At 51.9% G+C, this 15,239-nt stretch carries 10 protein-coding genes; 2 read left to right on the top strand and 8 right to left on the bottom strand.

Annotated features, from left to right (window positions below):
• Positions 1 to 36 precede the first annotated feature (36 nt).
• From AC6I7T_RS20195 to AC6I7T_RS20180, 4 genes are read right to left on the bottom strand one after another with little or no spacing between them, the layout of a single operon-like run.
• Positions 37 to 432 carry a 4Fe-4S dicluster domain-containing protein gene (locus AC6I7T_RS20195; RefSeq protein WP_497789351.1) on the bottom strand — a complete coding sequence of 132 codons (396 nt, stop codon included), beginning with the start codon at positions 430 to 432 and terminating at the stop codon, positions 37 to 39.
• A complete protein-coding gene (locus tag AC6I7T_RS20190; RefSeq protein WP_497789349.1) occupies positions 429 to 1,343 on the bottom strand; it encodes a respiratory chain complex I subunit 1 family protein in 915 nt (304 codons plus the stop codon). Before AC6I7T_RS20190 ends, AC6I7T_RS20195 begins: the two co-directional genes overlap by 4 nt.
• Positions 1,340 to 1,810, bottom strand: coding sequence for an NADH-quinone oxidoreductase subunit B family protein (locus AC6I7T_RS20185; RefSeq protein ID WP_497789348.1), 471 nt, complete (start codon positions 1,808 to 1,810; stop codon positions 1,340 to 1,342). The genes AC6I7T_RS20190 and AC6I7T_RS20185 overlap by 4 nt, the downstream gene beginning before the upstream one ends.
• Positions 1,807 to 4,854, bottom strand: coding sequence for a proton-conducting transporter transmembrane domain-containing protein (locus tag AC6I7T_RS20180; protein WP_497789346.1), 3,048 nt, complete (start codon positions 4,852 to 4,854; stop codon positions 1,807 to 1,809). The genes AC6I7T_RS20185 and AC6I7T_RS20180 overlap by 4 nt, the downstream gene beginning before the upstream one ends.
• A 566-nt stretch (positions 4,855 to 5,420) precedes the next feature.
• On the opposite strand from AC6I7T_RS20180, the gene AC6I7T_RS20175 reads away from it, so the two are divergent.
• Positions 5,421 to 6,935: a UxaA family hydrolase gene (locus tag AC6I7T_RS20175; RefSeq protein ID WP_497789344.1), complete on the top strand. Its 1,515-nt coding sequence runs from the start codon at positions 5,421 to 5,423 to the stop codon at positions 6,933 to 6,935.
• Positions 6,935 to 8,455: a tagaturonate reductase gene (locus tag AC6I7T_RS20170; RefSeq protein ID WP_497789343.1), complete on the top strand. Its 1,521-nt coding sequence runs from the start codon at positions 6,935 to 6,937 to the stop codon at positions 8,453 to 8,455. The genes AC6I7T_RS20175 and AC6I7T_RS20170 overlap by 1 nt, the downstream gene beginning before the upstream one ends.
• A 169-nt stretch (positions 8,456 to 8,624) precedes the next feature.
• On the opposite strand, the gene AC6I7T_RS20165 is transcribed toward AC6I7T_RS20170, so the two are convergent.
• The 4 genes from AC6I7T_RS20165 to AC6I7T_RS20150 all read right to left on the bottom strand — a co-directional run bounded on the left by AC6I7T_RS20165 (position 8,625) and on the right by AC6I7T_RS20150 (position 15,201).
• The gene (locus tag AC6I7T_RS20165) at positions 8,625 to 10,451 is read right to left on the bottom strand and encodes a VWA domain-containing protein (protein WP_497789341.1); all 1,827 of its coding nucleotides are present in this window, start codon (positions 10,449 to 10,451) and stop codon (positions 8,625 to 8,627) included.
• A 262-nt stretch (positions 10,452 to 10,713) separates the two neighbouring features.
• Positions 10,714 to 12,393, bottom strand: a complete 1,680-nt coding sequence (locus AC6I7T_RS20160; protein WP_497789340.1) for a VWA domain-containing protein — start codon at positions 12,391 to 12,393, stop codon at positions 10,714 to 10,716.
• An 80-nt stretch (positions 12,394 to 12,473) separates the two neighbouring features.
• Positions 12,474 to 13,034 carry a hypothetical protein gene (locus AC6I7T_RS20155; RefSeq protein ID WP_497789338.1) on the bottom strand — a complete coding sequence of 187 codons (561 nt, stop codon included), beginning with the start codon at positions 13,032 to 13,034 and terminating at the stop codon, positions 12,474 to 12,476.
• A gap of 73 nt (positions 13,035 to 13,107) precedes the next feature.
• Positions 13,108 to 15,201, bottom strand: a complete 2,094-nt coding sequence (locus AC6I7T_RS20150; RefSeq protein WP_497789336.1) for a serine/threonine protein kinase — start codon at positions 15,199 to 15,201, stop codon at positions 13,108 to 13,110.
• Between the last annotated feature and the right edge of the window lie 38 nt (positions 15,202 to 15,239).

Raw genomic sequence — 15,239 nt, 5'->3', positions numbered from 1 at the left:
AATTCCAAGAATCTTGCGATTGTCCAGACTGAGGGTTCAGACTCCGGCCTGCTCCGCTTCTTTAACTGGAGCAGGCTTGGGAGCAGGACGCTTACGAACCATTGTCAGGACCTTCTTCAGCTCTCCCTCGAATCCATAGACAGGAGGCCGCGTAGACTGCATGGTCAAGGTCTGGGGCTTGCAGCGATCAATACAGCGGGCACAGAAGGTACATCTACCGGGGTCATAGCTCCAGGTATACGTCTCACCCTCCCGATGAACCTCAATCGCTCCGGAAGGACAGACGTAAGCACATTGAGCACAACCGACGCATCGGGTCTCATCGTTCTCTACCATCCCTCGAAAATGCTCAGCTGGCGTTTGCTTCTGGGGATAGCGCGCTGTAATCGTCCCCTTGTGAAGATTCTCAAAAAGCAGACGAAAGATGTTCATGGTCTGAACCTCATCAACGCCGCAGAAGATACCGCCAGAACGGCTAAAACCAGAGCCCAGCGCCAATAGAACTGGATAGAACGCTTCAAGGTAAGCCGAGCCGTTCCTGCGGAAACAACTCCCAGCAGAAGGACCAGCACAAGCGATGTAAGGACAAAGAGCGGAGCATCCATCCACCAGGCCTCGGTGCGCGGCAGAATCAGACAGGAGACCAGCCCTGTCAGCCCAACCCACTCCAGTCCATGAGCAAGCTCCCATTGCGCCAGGCATACACCGGCATATTCCGTCAGAGGACCGGCATAAATCTCCTGCTCAGCTTTCGTTGTCGAGAAGGGATTCAAATGCAATTTGGCAGGGATGCAAAGCAAGATCCCCATAACACCGAGCCAATGCGCCGGATCGGCAACCGGTACCGCCAGATCGGCGATTCGAAAGGTGTGCTTCGAAACGGCAATCATCACCACCGACATCAGGAAAACCAGATTGGTAGAAACTCCCAAAACCGCTTCACGTGTCGAACCGATCTGAGCATAGAGCGATCCGGAGGTGAGTCCTGCAAGAACAATGAAGATGGAGGGCAGCTCCAGAAGAGTCACCAGCAAGACCCAGTCTCCCGGGAAACCACCACTCTGGGGAAATACAGGCAGAAGCCCGATAGCCGCAAGCATCGCGATCACGGAAAGGCCGGGCCAGAGTTTCATCAGCTTGCCATCTAATCCACGGCGCGTCGGAGGATACTTCCCCATCAACTTCATGAAATCGTAGAAGGCCTGCAGTATGGGAGGACCAATGCGACGCTGCATCAGGGCAACAGCCTTTCGTTCTGCCCACATAAAGATCCACGCTGCAGGTATCGCAAAACATAAACCTGGAAAAACCAGAAAGTGTAATAAGCTAGCCGTCAATCTCACTGGCTTACCTCCTCATTGCATACGTGTTGCTCCGACCTCTCGGCAAGTATCTTCGCAGCCCGATCGATCCCTTCAATAATGGCGTCCGGAGTCGGCGGGCAGCCCGGGACAAAGACATCGACAGGGATGTGTCGATTCAGAGGTCCTTCAATCACCGGACTCCCGGCAAAGACATTGCAGGAGGCAGGACAGGATCCTATGGCAACCACGGCCTTGGGATGACAGACCTGACCGTATACCGTCTTCACCGCATTGAGAGCGTTTCGAGTTACCGGTCCGGTAATGCAGAGAATATCCGCGTGCCGGGGACTGCCTTCATGATGAATACCTAACTGCTCGGCGTCATATCGGGGAGAGAGACAGGCAGCCAACTCGATATCGCAACCATTGCAACTGCCGGTGTTCATGTGAAACATCCATGGACTCTTTTTCCGGCAGAAATTTGTCAACGTCCGCAGAAGATTCATTGCATCCCCCCGATCCAGGTTGCAATTGCATGCGGCCAGATTCCCCCGGCAAGCAAAACCACCATGAGAACGAAAACTGTAATTCGTAACAAGAATGGTTCTCTTAAGACATCGAAATTCTCTTCCGAAGCAGGCCCCCACCAAAAACATGTCAAAGCACGAACATAGGCGAGTAGAGCCAGCATGGAAGCCAAAATGAAGAGAGCCAACAGGTGAGGTCCTGCTACCTGCGCTGCCGTTGCATAGAGTCTCCAGCGTCCAATAAAGCCAAACGTCGGGGGCACACCTAGCACGGTAAGCATTCCCAGAAGAAATCCCGCCGCACTGAATGGATAACGAGTAGCAAGCCCGGTGCTTCCGTCTGCCAGCTTCCCTTCTGCTTCCGGAGTGCTCAGAGAAACAAACAACAGCCCCTTGGCGAGTGCATGGACCGCAGCTCCGATCAAAGCGCCTTCAAACCCAAGCTGAGTCGCAGCAAGCAGACCGAGAAGCAGGAAGCCCATATCTTCGATCGTCGATAGCGCCAGCAGCCGCTTCAAGTTCTTCTGCGTCAGCATCAGGACCGACCCCAGGAGCGAAGAAGTAACTGCGGCCCCAATCCACAACCCATGTGGAGTCAAAAGCCATGGATGGACTTGAGACAAAACGTATAGCTCTGCAAATGCGGCGATGTCCAAAACCGAAATTACAAGTCCTGCAACCAATGAGGGCAGCTCTTCCGCCACTCGTGGCAACCAGAATAGGAGTGGAACAATCGCCAGCTTCAAGAAGAAACCGCACACCAGCAGTGCGCGGGCCCACTCGGTATTGCCATGCACCAATAGAAATTGTCCGGAGATGATACTAATGGCCGATCCTACCGCGATCAGGGCATACAACCAGAAGGCTTGGCGAGTTTTCAGGCATTGCCAGACCAAAGCCAGAGATAACAACGTTGCGATTTCAAGTAAGGTGAGGCGAAGAACGGGAGCCGCTACCAGTAAAGCTGCAATTGCAGCAGTTCCGCTCAGAATCATGAGTGGAACCAGACGCCGCCACTTGTGAGAAGACAACGCACTAAGGACGAGTCCGCAACCGGCAAGCGAACAGGCTAACGGAATCATCGCAGGTATAGTTTCTGTACTGTGAACGCTTGCAGTAGCCGCAATATGCGGAGCCAACCATTTCAGAGCGAACAGCAGAACAAGCGATAACCCAATTGTCGACTCTATGGCTCTAGTCTCGAACCAGCAAACAACGTTGCGGATGAGGCCAGCCATCGTATCCAGGCTCTCCCAGATTGCCCGATAATAGCGATCGACATCCGCCCATCGAAAGAAGGGTTCCCATTGCCGACGCAGCACGGCAGAAAAATCGGTTGCGGACATCCTGCCCGTTCCCGGCATGGACTCACCACCTGTGAAGACTCCACCTGCAACGCCAGCACCAGCCATGGCAACACTCCCACTTACGACAACCGTCCGTGTCGTACTGGTAAGCGCATAAACCAGAGCGCCTCCAAAGACCAGAGAAACCACGACAAGGATCAAACCTCCCATCGTCCACCAACTACCGCTGGTGCTCGTGAGGCCAAAGGGAGAGACCTGCACACTCGCAGTGAGTCCCAAGGCAGGAAGAATGGGATTAATGATGTAGCGAACGGCAAGCTGTGGAAAGACTCCCAGAACTATACTTCCCGCTCCAATAAAGCCCAACCCCCAAAGCATGGACTTGGGAGCTTCATGAGCATGCTCAGTCCGTTCATTTGTCGCTCCCAGGAAAACGGAGCTGGTCGCCTTTACACAGGAAAAGACGGTGCCAACGCTTACCACCCACGCAGCCAAGGCAGGAATAATCTGCCCAGACTGTAGTGCCGCCGTATAGAGAAGCCACTTGCTGGTGAAGCCATTCAGTAACGGCACGCCCATCATGCTGCCGACGCTGATCAACCAGATCACAGTTGTCTTCGGCATGCGTCGGATGAGGCCACCCAGCTGATCCATATCCCGAGTTCCGGTGGCATGTTGCACCGCACCGGCGGTAAGGAAGAGACCACCTTTAAAGAAACCATGACTCAGGCAATGCAGTAGTCCGGCTGTAATCCCAAGCGGAGTGCCCAATCCGATGCCGGTAATCATGTAGCCAATCTGGCTGACTGTGTGAAAAGCCAGCATGCGCTTCAAATCGTGCTGCACCATGGCAAAAAGCACACCGACAACCATGGAGATGGTTCCAATCCACATCATGGCCGCGCTCCAGGAGAGTGGCCACGCTCCAAAGCTGTGCATACGAGCCGCCAGGTAAACGCCTGCTTTGACATAGCAGGCGGCATGCAGCAGCGCACTTACCGGAGTAGGAGCTGCCATGGCATCGGGAATCCAGGTGTGCAGCGGAAATTGAACTGACTTGGCAATCAGCGAAATCAGCATCAGCAGGAAGATTCCACCTGTAAAGGCATGCGCAACCGCTGGATCTGTCCACAGAGCACTATGGGTACGACTAGTAATGATCAGGATTGCAGCCAGGAGTCCATAACCTGCCAGGTGAGTCATCAGCAGAACCTTGCGCGATCCCGTGACAGCTTCCCGATCCTTGTACCAGAAGCCCACTAGATTAAAGGAGCACAGCCCCATTGCTTCCCAGCACAGATAGAAGAGGAAGAGATTCGAGCTGTAGACCATCCCAACCAGGGCGGCGATGAAAGTCAGCATCAACGCATAAAAGCGGGTGGCGGACTTGTCTTCGGCCATGTAATCGATGGAGTAGAACAGCACGATCAGACCGAGTCCACTGGCCATCAGTGCAAAGAGCAGACTTAGTGCATCCACGTGAAAAGCCAGAGCAAGTGGCCCATCCCATATCCCGGCTTGAAAAACCAGAGGTACCCCGCCGAGAACCGTTGGATAGGCACCAACCACGGCCACCAGACTCATCAGGCAGCAAAGTACGGCTAGAATGCCTTTCCCACGCGAGGTCAGCAGCCGGGACAGGAGTAGTTGGAGAACTACTCCGGCCAGCAAGGGGCAAAGAGCACTAAATATAAGGACTCCAGGGGTCAAATTCATCGGAGGCCTCTCCTTTGAGCTGTGATCCCATTGCGGTTTGTCGGCCACAGGGCCTGCATCGATCTACAGGTCATACTCCTCATTGCTCTGCAATCCTGAAACTGCTGCTATACAGGTGGTTGTGATTCGAATCACTTGCCTCGTTGAAATGTGAAGGAGCATCCCATTAATTGGTAAACGAGCTGCAAAAACACTGCACAACCACCGTTTTTCCAAATTTTTGAAACTCCCACCTACTGCAAGGGCCCCGGACACCATCAAACGAGGCGGAACGATAAGGAGGAAGTCGCTTCAACGGCTGAATCGGGGAATGGAAGCAGACCGTGCGAATCAATCCAGATACTTAGGGGAATTCGGCATAGAGCGTATCACTCCGAATGGAGAGTTGGAAAGACCACAAGAAATATTTTTTCCTAAAATGGTAGAACCAATCTAACCATCTCTTTATTTTCTTTACAACCTATAAACGAACGCTTTATTGTTATTTTCCGAAATTGGTTCTACCATAGAGCATCTAAAGATCTCACATAGAGATCAAATCTCAAGTAGTTCCAATCTTTAAAACCATGGATCACCCAACTACTGTTCTCCGTATTCATCCCTCCGACAATGTCGCTGTAGCCCTGCACGCACTGAGCAAGAGCCAATCTGTCGACCCGGGCATTTCTGCTCTCAGCGATGTACCGGCTGGCCACAAGATCTCATTGCGAGCCATTCACAAAGGAGAACCCGTAGTGAAATATGGGTATCCGATTGGTGTAGCCACTCGCGACATTCAGCCGGGCGAGCACGTTCACTCACACAACATGGCTAGCGCATTGGCTGGCAAACTCGAAAAAGGTGGCTATAAAACCCAGAACGGACATGAGCATGCCTCTAGTTCTCAGGGACGCGTCACATTCGAGGGTTATCGTCGTCCGAATGGTACTGTTGGCATTCGTAACGAGATCTGGATCGTTAATACGGTAGGCTGCGTAAACCATGCCGCTGCCCGTATTGCAGAACGTGCAGCAAAAGAGATTGTGAAGGAAGGTGGACCGATTGAAGGCATCCACACCTTTAATCATCCTTTCGGCTGTTCACAGCTCGGCGACGATCTTCATTACACGCAGAAACTTCTTTCCGGTTTAGCAAAGCACCCTAATGCTGCAGCCGTTTTGATCTTGGGCTTGGGCTGCGAAAACAACCAGATGAAGTCTTTCATCAATTTCCTGGGTGGCGCACAGGGAGACAGTTTCCGCTACTTCAATGCTCAGGACGTAGACGACGAGTTGGACACAGGCGTGAGTCTTGTTCATGAGCTGGCTGAATATGCCAGCCAGTTCAAGCGCCAGACCATCCCGGCAGCAGAATTGGTTCTTGGCATGAAGTGCGGGGGCTCCGACGGACTCTCCGGCATCACAGCCAATCCGCTTGTTGGACGCATCGCAGATAAGTTGGCTGCAGTCGGTGGAACCAGCATTCTGACAGAAGTTCCGGAGATGTTCGGAGCGGAGAAGGTTCTTCTGGATCGGGCCTGCGACTCCGGAGTCTATGACTCCACCATTAATATGGTGAACGAATTCCGCGATTACTTCCGCCGCCATAACGAACCTATCGATGAGAATCCTTCACCCGGAAATAAAGATGGTGGCATCACCACCTTGGCGGAGAAGTCTCTAGGTTGCGTACAAAAGGGTGGTACTTCATCCGTCAAGCAAGTACTTGCCTACGGAGAACAAGTCAGCCCGAAGGCAAGCGGCATTGCACTCTTAAACGGACCGGGCAACGATGGTGTTTCCGGATCGGCATTAAGTGCTGCCGGAGCACATATGGTTTTATTCACCACTGGTCGAGGCAATCCGATGGGCTTCCCTGTTCCAACCATCAAAATTGCCACCAACACTCCACTGGCAGAACGAAAGAAGAGTTGGATCGACTTTGGTGCAGGCGCTATCGCCGACGGCACAGCCACCATGGATCAGCTGGCAAATGAGCTGTTCACTCTGGTCCTGGATGTCGCTTCCGGACGCAAGCGTACAAAGAGTGAGGTCAACGGTTATAGAGAAATTTCTATCTGGAAAGACGGAGTAACACTCTAATGAACACTTCGGCCGCAGGGACTTTACCTCGCCTCGATGCGGGGTTTCTGAAGAATGCACCTCAGCACCCACTCCCGGAAAGGGTGCTGCAATTTGGAGAAGGCAACTTCCTTCGGGGCTTCGTGGATTGGATGATTCACGGAATGAACCAGAAGGGTCTCTTCAATGGGCGCGTAGTTGTTGTACAGCCTATCGCACAGGGCCTTGCAGGCAAGGTCAATGAGCAGAATGGTGTTTACACGCTGCTCATGCGCGGTATGCAGAACGGAAAGGTCGTCGAGAATCAGGAGATCATCACCTCGATCAGCCGGGGACTGAATCCTTATGGGCAGTTCGATGAATATCTGAAGTGCGCACACAATCCCGATCTGCGCTTTATCGTTTCCAATACAACGGAAGCCGGTATCGCCTACCATGCCGATGACAAGCCGACGGATCAACCGCCATCTTCTTTCCCTGCGAAGCTGACTCTGCTTCTTCTCGAACGTTACAAGGCATTCAAGGGAGATGTGTCCAAGGGATTTGTACTCCTTCCCTGTGAGTTGATCGATCGTAATGGCGACAATCTCAAGAAGACCGTCCTGCAGACTGCAGAAAACTGGAAGCTCGAAAAGGCATTTATCGAGTGGATCGAGAAGGCAAATATCTTCACGAACACGCTGGTCGACCGCATCGTCACCGGCTATCCACGCGAAGAGGTCGAAGCTCTATGGCAGAAGGCTGGCTATAAAGACGAGCTCTTTAATACCTCTGAAGTGTTCCATCTTTGGGTAATCGAAGGCCCCAAGTCACTGGCCGAGGAGTTGCCGCTACAGAAGGCAGGCTTCAACGTAATCTTTGCCGAGAGCATGAAGCCCTATCGTGATCGTAAGGTCCGCATCCTGAACGGAGCTCACACCAGCAGCGTTTTGGCAGCTTATCTCGCAGGCAAAGACTTTGTTGGCGAGTGCATGGAAGATGCTCTGATCGGCGGCTTCATGAAGAAAGCAATTCATGAAGAAGTTATTCCAACACTTACTTTGCCCAAGCAAGAATTGGAGGCATTTGCAGAAGCAGTTTTCGAGCGCTTCAGCAATCCTTTCATCAAGCACGCACTGCTAAGCATTTCGCTGAATTCAGTTTCGAAATACAAAGCACGTGTTCTTCCCTCTGTTGAGGAATACATCGCCACCAAAGGCAAGGCCCCTGCTCGACTGACCTTCGGTCTGGCAGCTTTGATTGCCTTCTATCGCGGAACAACGATCAAGGATGGAGCCTTGATCGGAAAGCGTGACGGCAAGGAATATCTCATCAAGGATGACATGCCAATCCTTGAGACCTTCGCAAAGCTCTGGTCTGAATTTGATGGATCAACAGCTGCAGTTGCCAAGATTGTCGATACAGTTCTAAAGCAGACGGAATGGTGGGGCAAAGACCTTCGCACTGTTTCCGGCCTGGGCGATGCAATTGCCATCGACCTGGATCTGATTTTGAACAAAGGCATGAAAGCTGCCCTCGAACACGTCAGCCCAGTTAAGTAACATCGGCTACGTCAATATTGATACCAAGGACTGGCCCCGCTGTTTGGGGCCAGTCCTATTTGTAATTGCGCCTTTCCAAAATCATCGACTCTCGCCTTGAATCTCTTCGAGCCACATTACTCACCCTCTCACCGGAATCGCCCAGAATAAGTTACTTTTGCCTTCGCACTTATTCCGCTCCGAGGGGCACCTCCAGCGAACCTGTGTGTTGAGAATTCATGTCGTGTACCATCAGCCGCAGCGAAACCGGCTCCTTCGGAATGTCGATGAAAATCCGGGCGGTATAGCCACTCGCCATGATGTCCGCCATCCGCTGAGGAGTGAACGCAAGTTGATACGCTCTGTCCACATAATTGACGCGATTGCCATCCCTGTCATAGACCACAAGGGCGAATTGAATGGAAGTACTGCGGCGTCCGCCCCCCGCTTTCTCGAACGACAAGCCGTGAGGATCGATTGTCACATCAACGAGCTTGCGGCTCACTGGACCTTTGAGCTTAGTAGCCGGTTCTCCTGCAGAGCTGTTGCTCAGCTTAGCCTCTTTCAATGAGGCATCGTCTGCGGAGGCAACCACAGCTTTAAACATTATTTGTGTCGACGGTGGCGCGCCACGAAGAGAACTGGAAGTTAACGGATCGGCAGGCTCATGGCTGTGCTTGGCAGGCTTATCCGATGAATCGGCATAATAGCCCGGTCGATAGACCAACTTCGCATCAGTGTCGTCGATCTTGATCTTAATGTGGCGAAACTCACCATGAAACTTCCGATTCTCCGGAGTGTACGTAAGCGTATAGTAGTGCTCGCCTGTAGCCACGGCATCGGCAACAGCCTCTTTGAGGCCGTTGCCGTTCATATAGGCCTTACCACCGGTAGCCTTGGCACAATCCTCCATTGCTTCCTGCGAATCTGACAGCTCCCCGGTAAATTGCTCCTGCGCTGTGGGGACCAGGTTCGGTTGCAGATTCATGGGTTTGTTCGATGGTGAAGAGGACTCCCTACCTGAAGTGGACTGATGCCCTCCCTGGTCTTGAGTCGAACCGGTCTGCACCGGGTGTTGGTCTCTCTCCAGCTTAGAGACTGGTCGCACATCGGGGTCACTATCAATCGATGCATCTGCTACGAGTAATCCTGTCAGCCCCTTTGCCCCCACAGGAAATACAGCGACACGTGCCGAAGCCAGCATTTGGAAGAGCTCGTGTGCTCTTTGTGAATAGAGAATATCCCTGTCTCCACGAGGTCCAATCGCCAGGGGGAATGTGCCGGAGATCCAGATCAGGTTCTTACGTCCCGGAAACGCCCGAAGATATTGTGCGAGACTCCGGAAAGCGGAGAACGTTACATCCCATCGTGCCTGGCCTTTGACTGCTTCCTCAATTCGAGTATCAAAGGCCATATCACTCGACATGTGGACATTGTCATCGCGTGCCGCAGAGGCCTGTGAAACCAGTTTGTAAGAATTTTGGATGACACGTGTCAGCTGGCCAATATCGGAGGTAAAGCCCTGAACCATCCGTAACTGGGAAGTCAGCGTAAAGACTGCCATTGTAGTGCCCGGCTCGACTTTGGCCACATACGCAAGCATCTGCCGTTGCACCTCCAGTTGATCTGCGGTCGTGGTATTCAAACGATCCAACACCAAAACATTGAGGGCCGTACCTCGAGGAGGGGCATCGGGAATATTGGTATAGACGTGCGGGGGCAATACACGTGGCGGGGTCCGTGGTCCGAGAGGTAGTGAACGATGCTCCTCAAAGGAAGTAATACGCTGCTCACGACCGTTCTCAAAAATGTGAAAGCGATCCCGAGTCAGTTCGGTCACAGACTTATTCTTATCCGTGGCAACCACATCCACCAACACTACCGATGTCTGGCTGCGCAGGAACGGTACTTCAGTATCGGAGGAAGAGGCGTTTTTCTCTGCGCCCGAAGCTGAAGGTGGAAACTGTACTAACAGATAAAATCCAGCAAGTAAGAGAGCGAGAAAGAACTTTTTCATAATCCTCTACAACGCCGTGTCACATACAACCTGCTACCACTACATATCCATCGACATACACATCTCGCCTCTGGCGAGCATGTTCAACTCAAAAGAAATTTGAATCCAACATCATATCAAACGTAGAAAGAATACATACTGTTCTCGAAAACAGTCGATGCAAACAGCAAATTATAAAAGCCCAATTAACTCGACTCCTATGAGCATCACAGATGACAGTGATCAGACATATGAGTCATAGAATAAGTTACTTTTCCCGCACCTATTCCGCTCCGAGAGGAGTCTCCAGCGAACCTATGTGTTGAGAATTTGTGTTGTATATCATCAGCCGCAGGGAAACCGGTTCCTTCGGCACATCGATAAAGATCCGGGCGGTATAACCATTCGCCATGATCTCCGACATCCGCTGGGGAGTGAACGCAACCTGATACGCTCTGTCCACATAATTGACGCGATTGCCATCCCGGTCATAGGCCACGAGGGCAAATTGAATGGAGGTACTGCGTCGTCCGCCCTCTGCTTTCTCGAACGATAAGCCGTTAGGGTCGATGGTCACGTCTACAAGTTTGCGGCGCACCGGGCCGTTGAGTTTGGTAGCCAGCTCTCCTGCAGAGTTGTTGCTCAGTTTAGCCTCTTTTAATGAGGCATCATCTGCGGACGCAACCACAGCTTTAAACATAATTTGTGTCGACGGTGGCGCGCCACGAAGAGAACTGGAAGTTAACGGATCGGCAGACTCATGGCTGTACTTGTCTGGCTTCTCCGACGAATCGGCCTTATAGCCCGGCCGATAGACCAACTTTGCGTCGGTGTCGTCGACCTTGATCTTAATGTGGCGAAACTCACCATGAAACTTCCGATTCTCCGGAGTGTACGTCAAGGTATAGTAGTGCTCGCCTGTGGCTACGGCATCGGCAACAGCATCTTTGAGGCTGTTATCGTCCACATAGGCCTTACCACCGGTAGCCTTGGCACAATCCTCCATTGCTTTCTGCAAAAAAAGCAGCTCCTCGTTAAAGACCTCCTGCGCAGTGGCATTCATGTTCGGTATCAGAATCGATTTGGAGACTGGTCGCACATCGGGGTCATCATCTATCGATGCATCTGCTACAAGCAATCCTGTCAGCCCCCTTGCCTCCACAGGAAATACAGCGACACGTGCCGAAGCCAGCATTTGGAAGAGCTCCCGTACTCTTTGTGCATGGAGAATCACCTCGTTCCTGAAAGGGCTGCAAGGCACGCTCGCTAGGGGAAATGCGTCGGAGATCCAGATCAGGTTCTTCCGTCCCGGAAACGCCCGAAGATATTGTGCGAGTCCCCGGAAAGCGGAGAACGTTATTTCCCACCCTATATCGCCATCACGATCATGTGCCGCAGAGACTTGCGAAATTAGTTTGTAAGAATTTTGGATAACATGTGTTAGCTGGCCAATATCGGAGGTAAAGCCTTGAACCATCCTTAGCTGGGAAGTCAGAGTGAAGACTGCCATCGTAGTGCCTGGCTCCAGTTTGGCCATATACGCAAGCATCTGCCGTTGCACTTCTACCAGATCGGCACCCGAGGTGTTCAAGCCATCCAGAACCAAAACATTGAGGGCTGTGCTTCGAGGAGGGGCATCGGGAATATTGGTATAGACGTGTGGGGGCAATACGCGTGGCGGAGTCCGAGGTCCGGAAGGTAGTGGACGATGCTCCTCAAAGGAAGTAATACGCTGCTCGCGACCATTCTCGAAAACATGAAAGCGGTCCCGCGCCAGTCCGGTCACAGACTTATTCTTATCCGTCGCAACCACATCCACCACCACCACCGATGTCTGGCTGCGCAGGAACGGCACTTTAGTATCGGACGAAGAGGCGTTTTTGTCTGCGCCCAAGGCCAAAGGTGGAAGCTGTACGGAAAGATAAAGTCCAGCAAGCAAGAGAGCGGAAAAGATATTTTTCATGATCCTCTACAACTCCGTGTCACATACAACCTGCTACCCACAAGTAACAGCGATAAGGCATATGAATCAGTCTCAGCGAGTTACTTCTCGAAATTTAAATCTGTCGGACCACGTTGAGTCCCGAGACTGGTGACAGGAATATCTGTCGATACAATTCCGAAATTTGCCCCGTTCATCCACACCTCTCCGGAACCAGAGAGGAGAATGCCAAAAGCAATTTCGGTTGCATCCTCAGGAACATCCAATACGACCTGACAGGACTTCCAGTTTGCCTTTCCTCTAATCGCACGATCTTGCATATTATCAAAAGCAACAACGTCAGAGCCCTTATCTATCCGCATCCACAACCCGGCCCAATGATCAACGCTCTCAGCCTTCACAAAAGCACTAAAGCGAACTCTTCTGCCCCGATACTGACTGGCATTGAATACCTGCATCAAAGTACCAAACTTATTACAGGAATGAGCTTCGACATTTTCTCCATGCCTGACGCATAGCTCGGGATTCCTAAACTTCAAATAGGCACTTGGGTTTCCCTGATAAAGGATTTGAGCATCTATGCCCGTGTCAAAAGCGTCAGGGGCGGTGCCAGCCAATGCCCAACCCTTGGGTGCCGATGCATATGAAAAAGAGCAACTCATGAGTAACAGCACTATTACGGAAAGTAGCGATTTTTTCCTATTCAGAATTGACATAGATGTTGTCTTTCCTCGGTTAGTGAAGCTTGAAGTCGAGGTTCTGTGGTTGCTGTGGCTTACTCAAAGGTGTCGCGGCAGAGACTTCATGAAAGCTCAAATCGTCAGCCCAGACAGTACCTCTGCCCGAAAGGCCTATCTGAATACGAATAGACTTGGCTGTGGCGGGTACATCAAGAACAATTGAGAGCCGTTTCCAGATCGATGTTCCCAAGATACTCGCCTGATCGGAATCCAAGAGTTTACCGTTCGTATCTAGCACAACTACGCTAAAAAGAGCCTGATCGGGGACTTTTTCCACGCGGAAGAAGCCAGAAAGACAAACTCTCTTAATCCGATAACTTGCGGCGCTAAAACTCTGCCAGACAACGGCGCGTCCACGTGGAGCTGAAGACAGAGAACGAAGAAAAAGGCTCCCGTGGCCACTATGTCGAATGTTTCTATCCACCCCGACTCGATATTCGTTGGCTTGTGTCTCCGTTCCATACCAACCAGACGGAAGATTCCAGCCATGTTCACGAGCCAAGACGGCACTCTGCACTTCAGCCTGGGTTTTGTCCAACAAGTCTGCCTGATCGGAACGCAGGCCCACTTCGCTCCGCAACGTTAAAAGCGAATTCTGCAGGAATGTTGCTACCGTGTCTTTTTCGGCAAAGGCGTCCTGAGTCTGCGACGAGCGATAGAGATCGGCAGCACCGTTCGTAAGACGCTGCAATTCACTTAGTCTTCGCTCAGAGTTTTGTTTCTGCCTCTGAGCTTCGTGTAACTGCTCCTCTGCCACTCTCCGCGCCTGCTCGGCAACTTTGATTCCAGCTTGCGCCAATCCTCGCTGATATTCTGCCTCTCTTGCTTCTTTCTCTGCCCGGACAGCTTGCTGTTTGGCAATTCTTGCTTCTAACGACGTTGCAATAACACCAGCAAGCAGGATCAATGCTATTGCCACTACTGCCGCTACCTGCCACCTATTTCTTCGAACAAACTTTACTGTTCTGTAGGAAAGAGAATCACCCCGAGCTATTACAGGCAGTCCAGACTGACATCTCTGCAAGTCTTCGTCAAATTGCTCCACCGATACATAGCGTCTCTGTGGCTGCTTCTGGAGAGCCTTCAGGACAATATTGTCGAGATCGGCGCTTATAACAGTGTCGCGGGAATGGGTACGAGTCGTTGACGAGCAGAGAGCTTTTACCGCGCTTGGCTTTACAGGCTCGTCTTCGCAGATCTGGCGTAGTATTTCTGGGAGGTCTTGTTGTGGTGCATAAAATGGTCTTGTACCTGAAAGCAGCTCATAGAGTAAGACTCCCAAGGCATAAACATCCGTCAGTGTTGAAATGGCCTCGCCGCGGATCTGCTCAGGACTGGCATAATCCGGAGTCATCAGATAACTGGTATTCGTTGCAGTAAACCCGGATGCTGGTTGTAGCAACTTGGCTACCCCAAAGTCGAGTAACTTCACTCTGCCATCAGCCGTTACGAGAATGTTCGCTGGCTTCAAATCACGATGGACGATGAGATTCTGGTGCATGTAATGGACAGCTGTGCAGACCTGTCGAAAAAGCGCAACACGGGCGTCGATGGAAAGCAGATGCCGGTCGCAATAAGTATGAAGGGGCTCGCCATCCACATACTCCATCACCAGATAGGGAGAACCCTGTTTCGTAATTCCAGCGTCCAGGAAACGAGCTATGTTTGCATGATGAAGACCGCGCAGAATCTTCTGTTCCTGATGAAAACGCCGAAGCAGATCAGGAGATATCCAGCGAACTACCTTCAGCGCAAACGGACCTTTGGACGGATCGTCTGAAAATTCGGCCAGATAGACACTTCCCATTCCTCCCGAACCAAGTTCCCGAAGTATCCGATAGGAGCCAATTCGGGCTCCTGGAGACAATGCCTCCAGCCCCCACTGAAACGGCTTGTCCAGTAAAGAATGCTCTTGCTCATCGGCCTGAAGCATTTCTTCAAGAGCAGCCCGAAGCTCGTAGTCCTCACCGCAGCCGGAATCCAGAAGCTCCTTTCGCGCAGAACCGGCCACGGCAACAGCTTGCTCAAACAGAGCTCTCGCTTTTTTTACCTGCTCGCCGTTCATCGCTTGTGACTCAATCCTAGCCACGATTTACGTCCTCACCTTCTTAAGCGGAAATCTGGAAT

Source organism: Humiphilus diazotrophicus (assembly GCF_059726315.1).
This window is presented reverse-complemented; position numbering and strand designations above follow the sequence as displayed.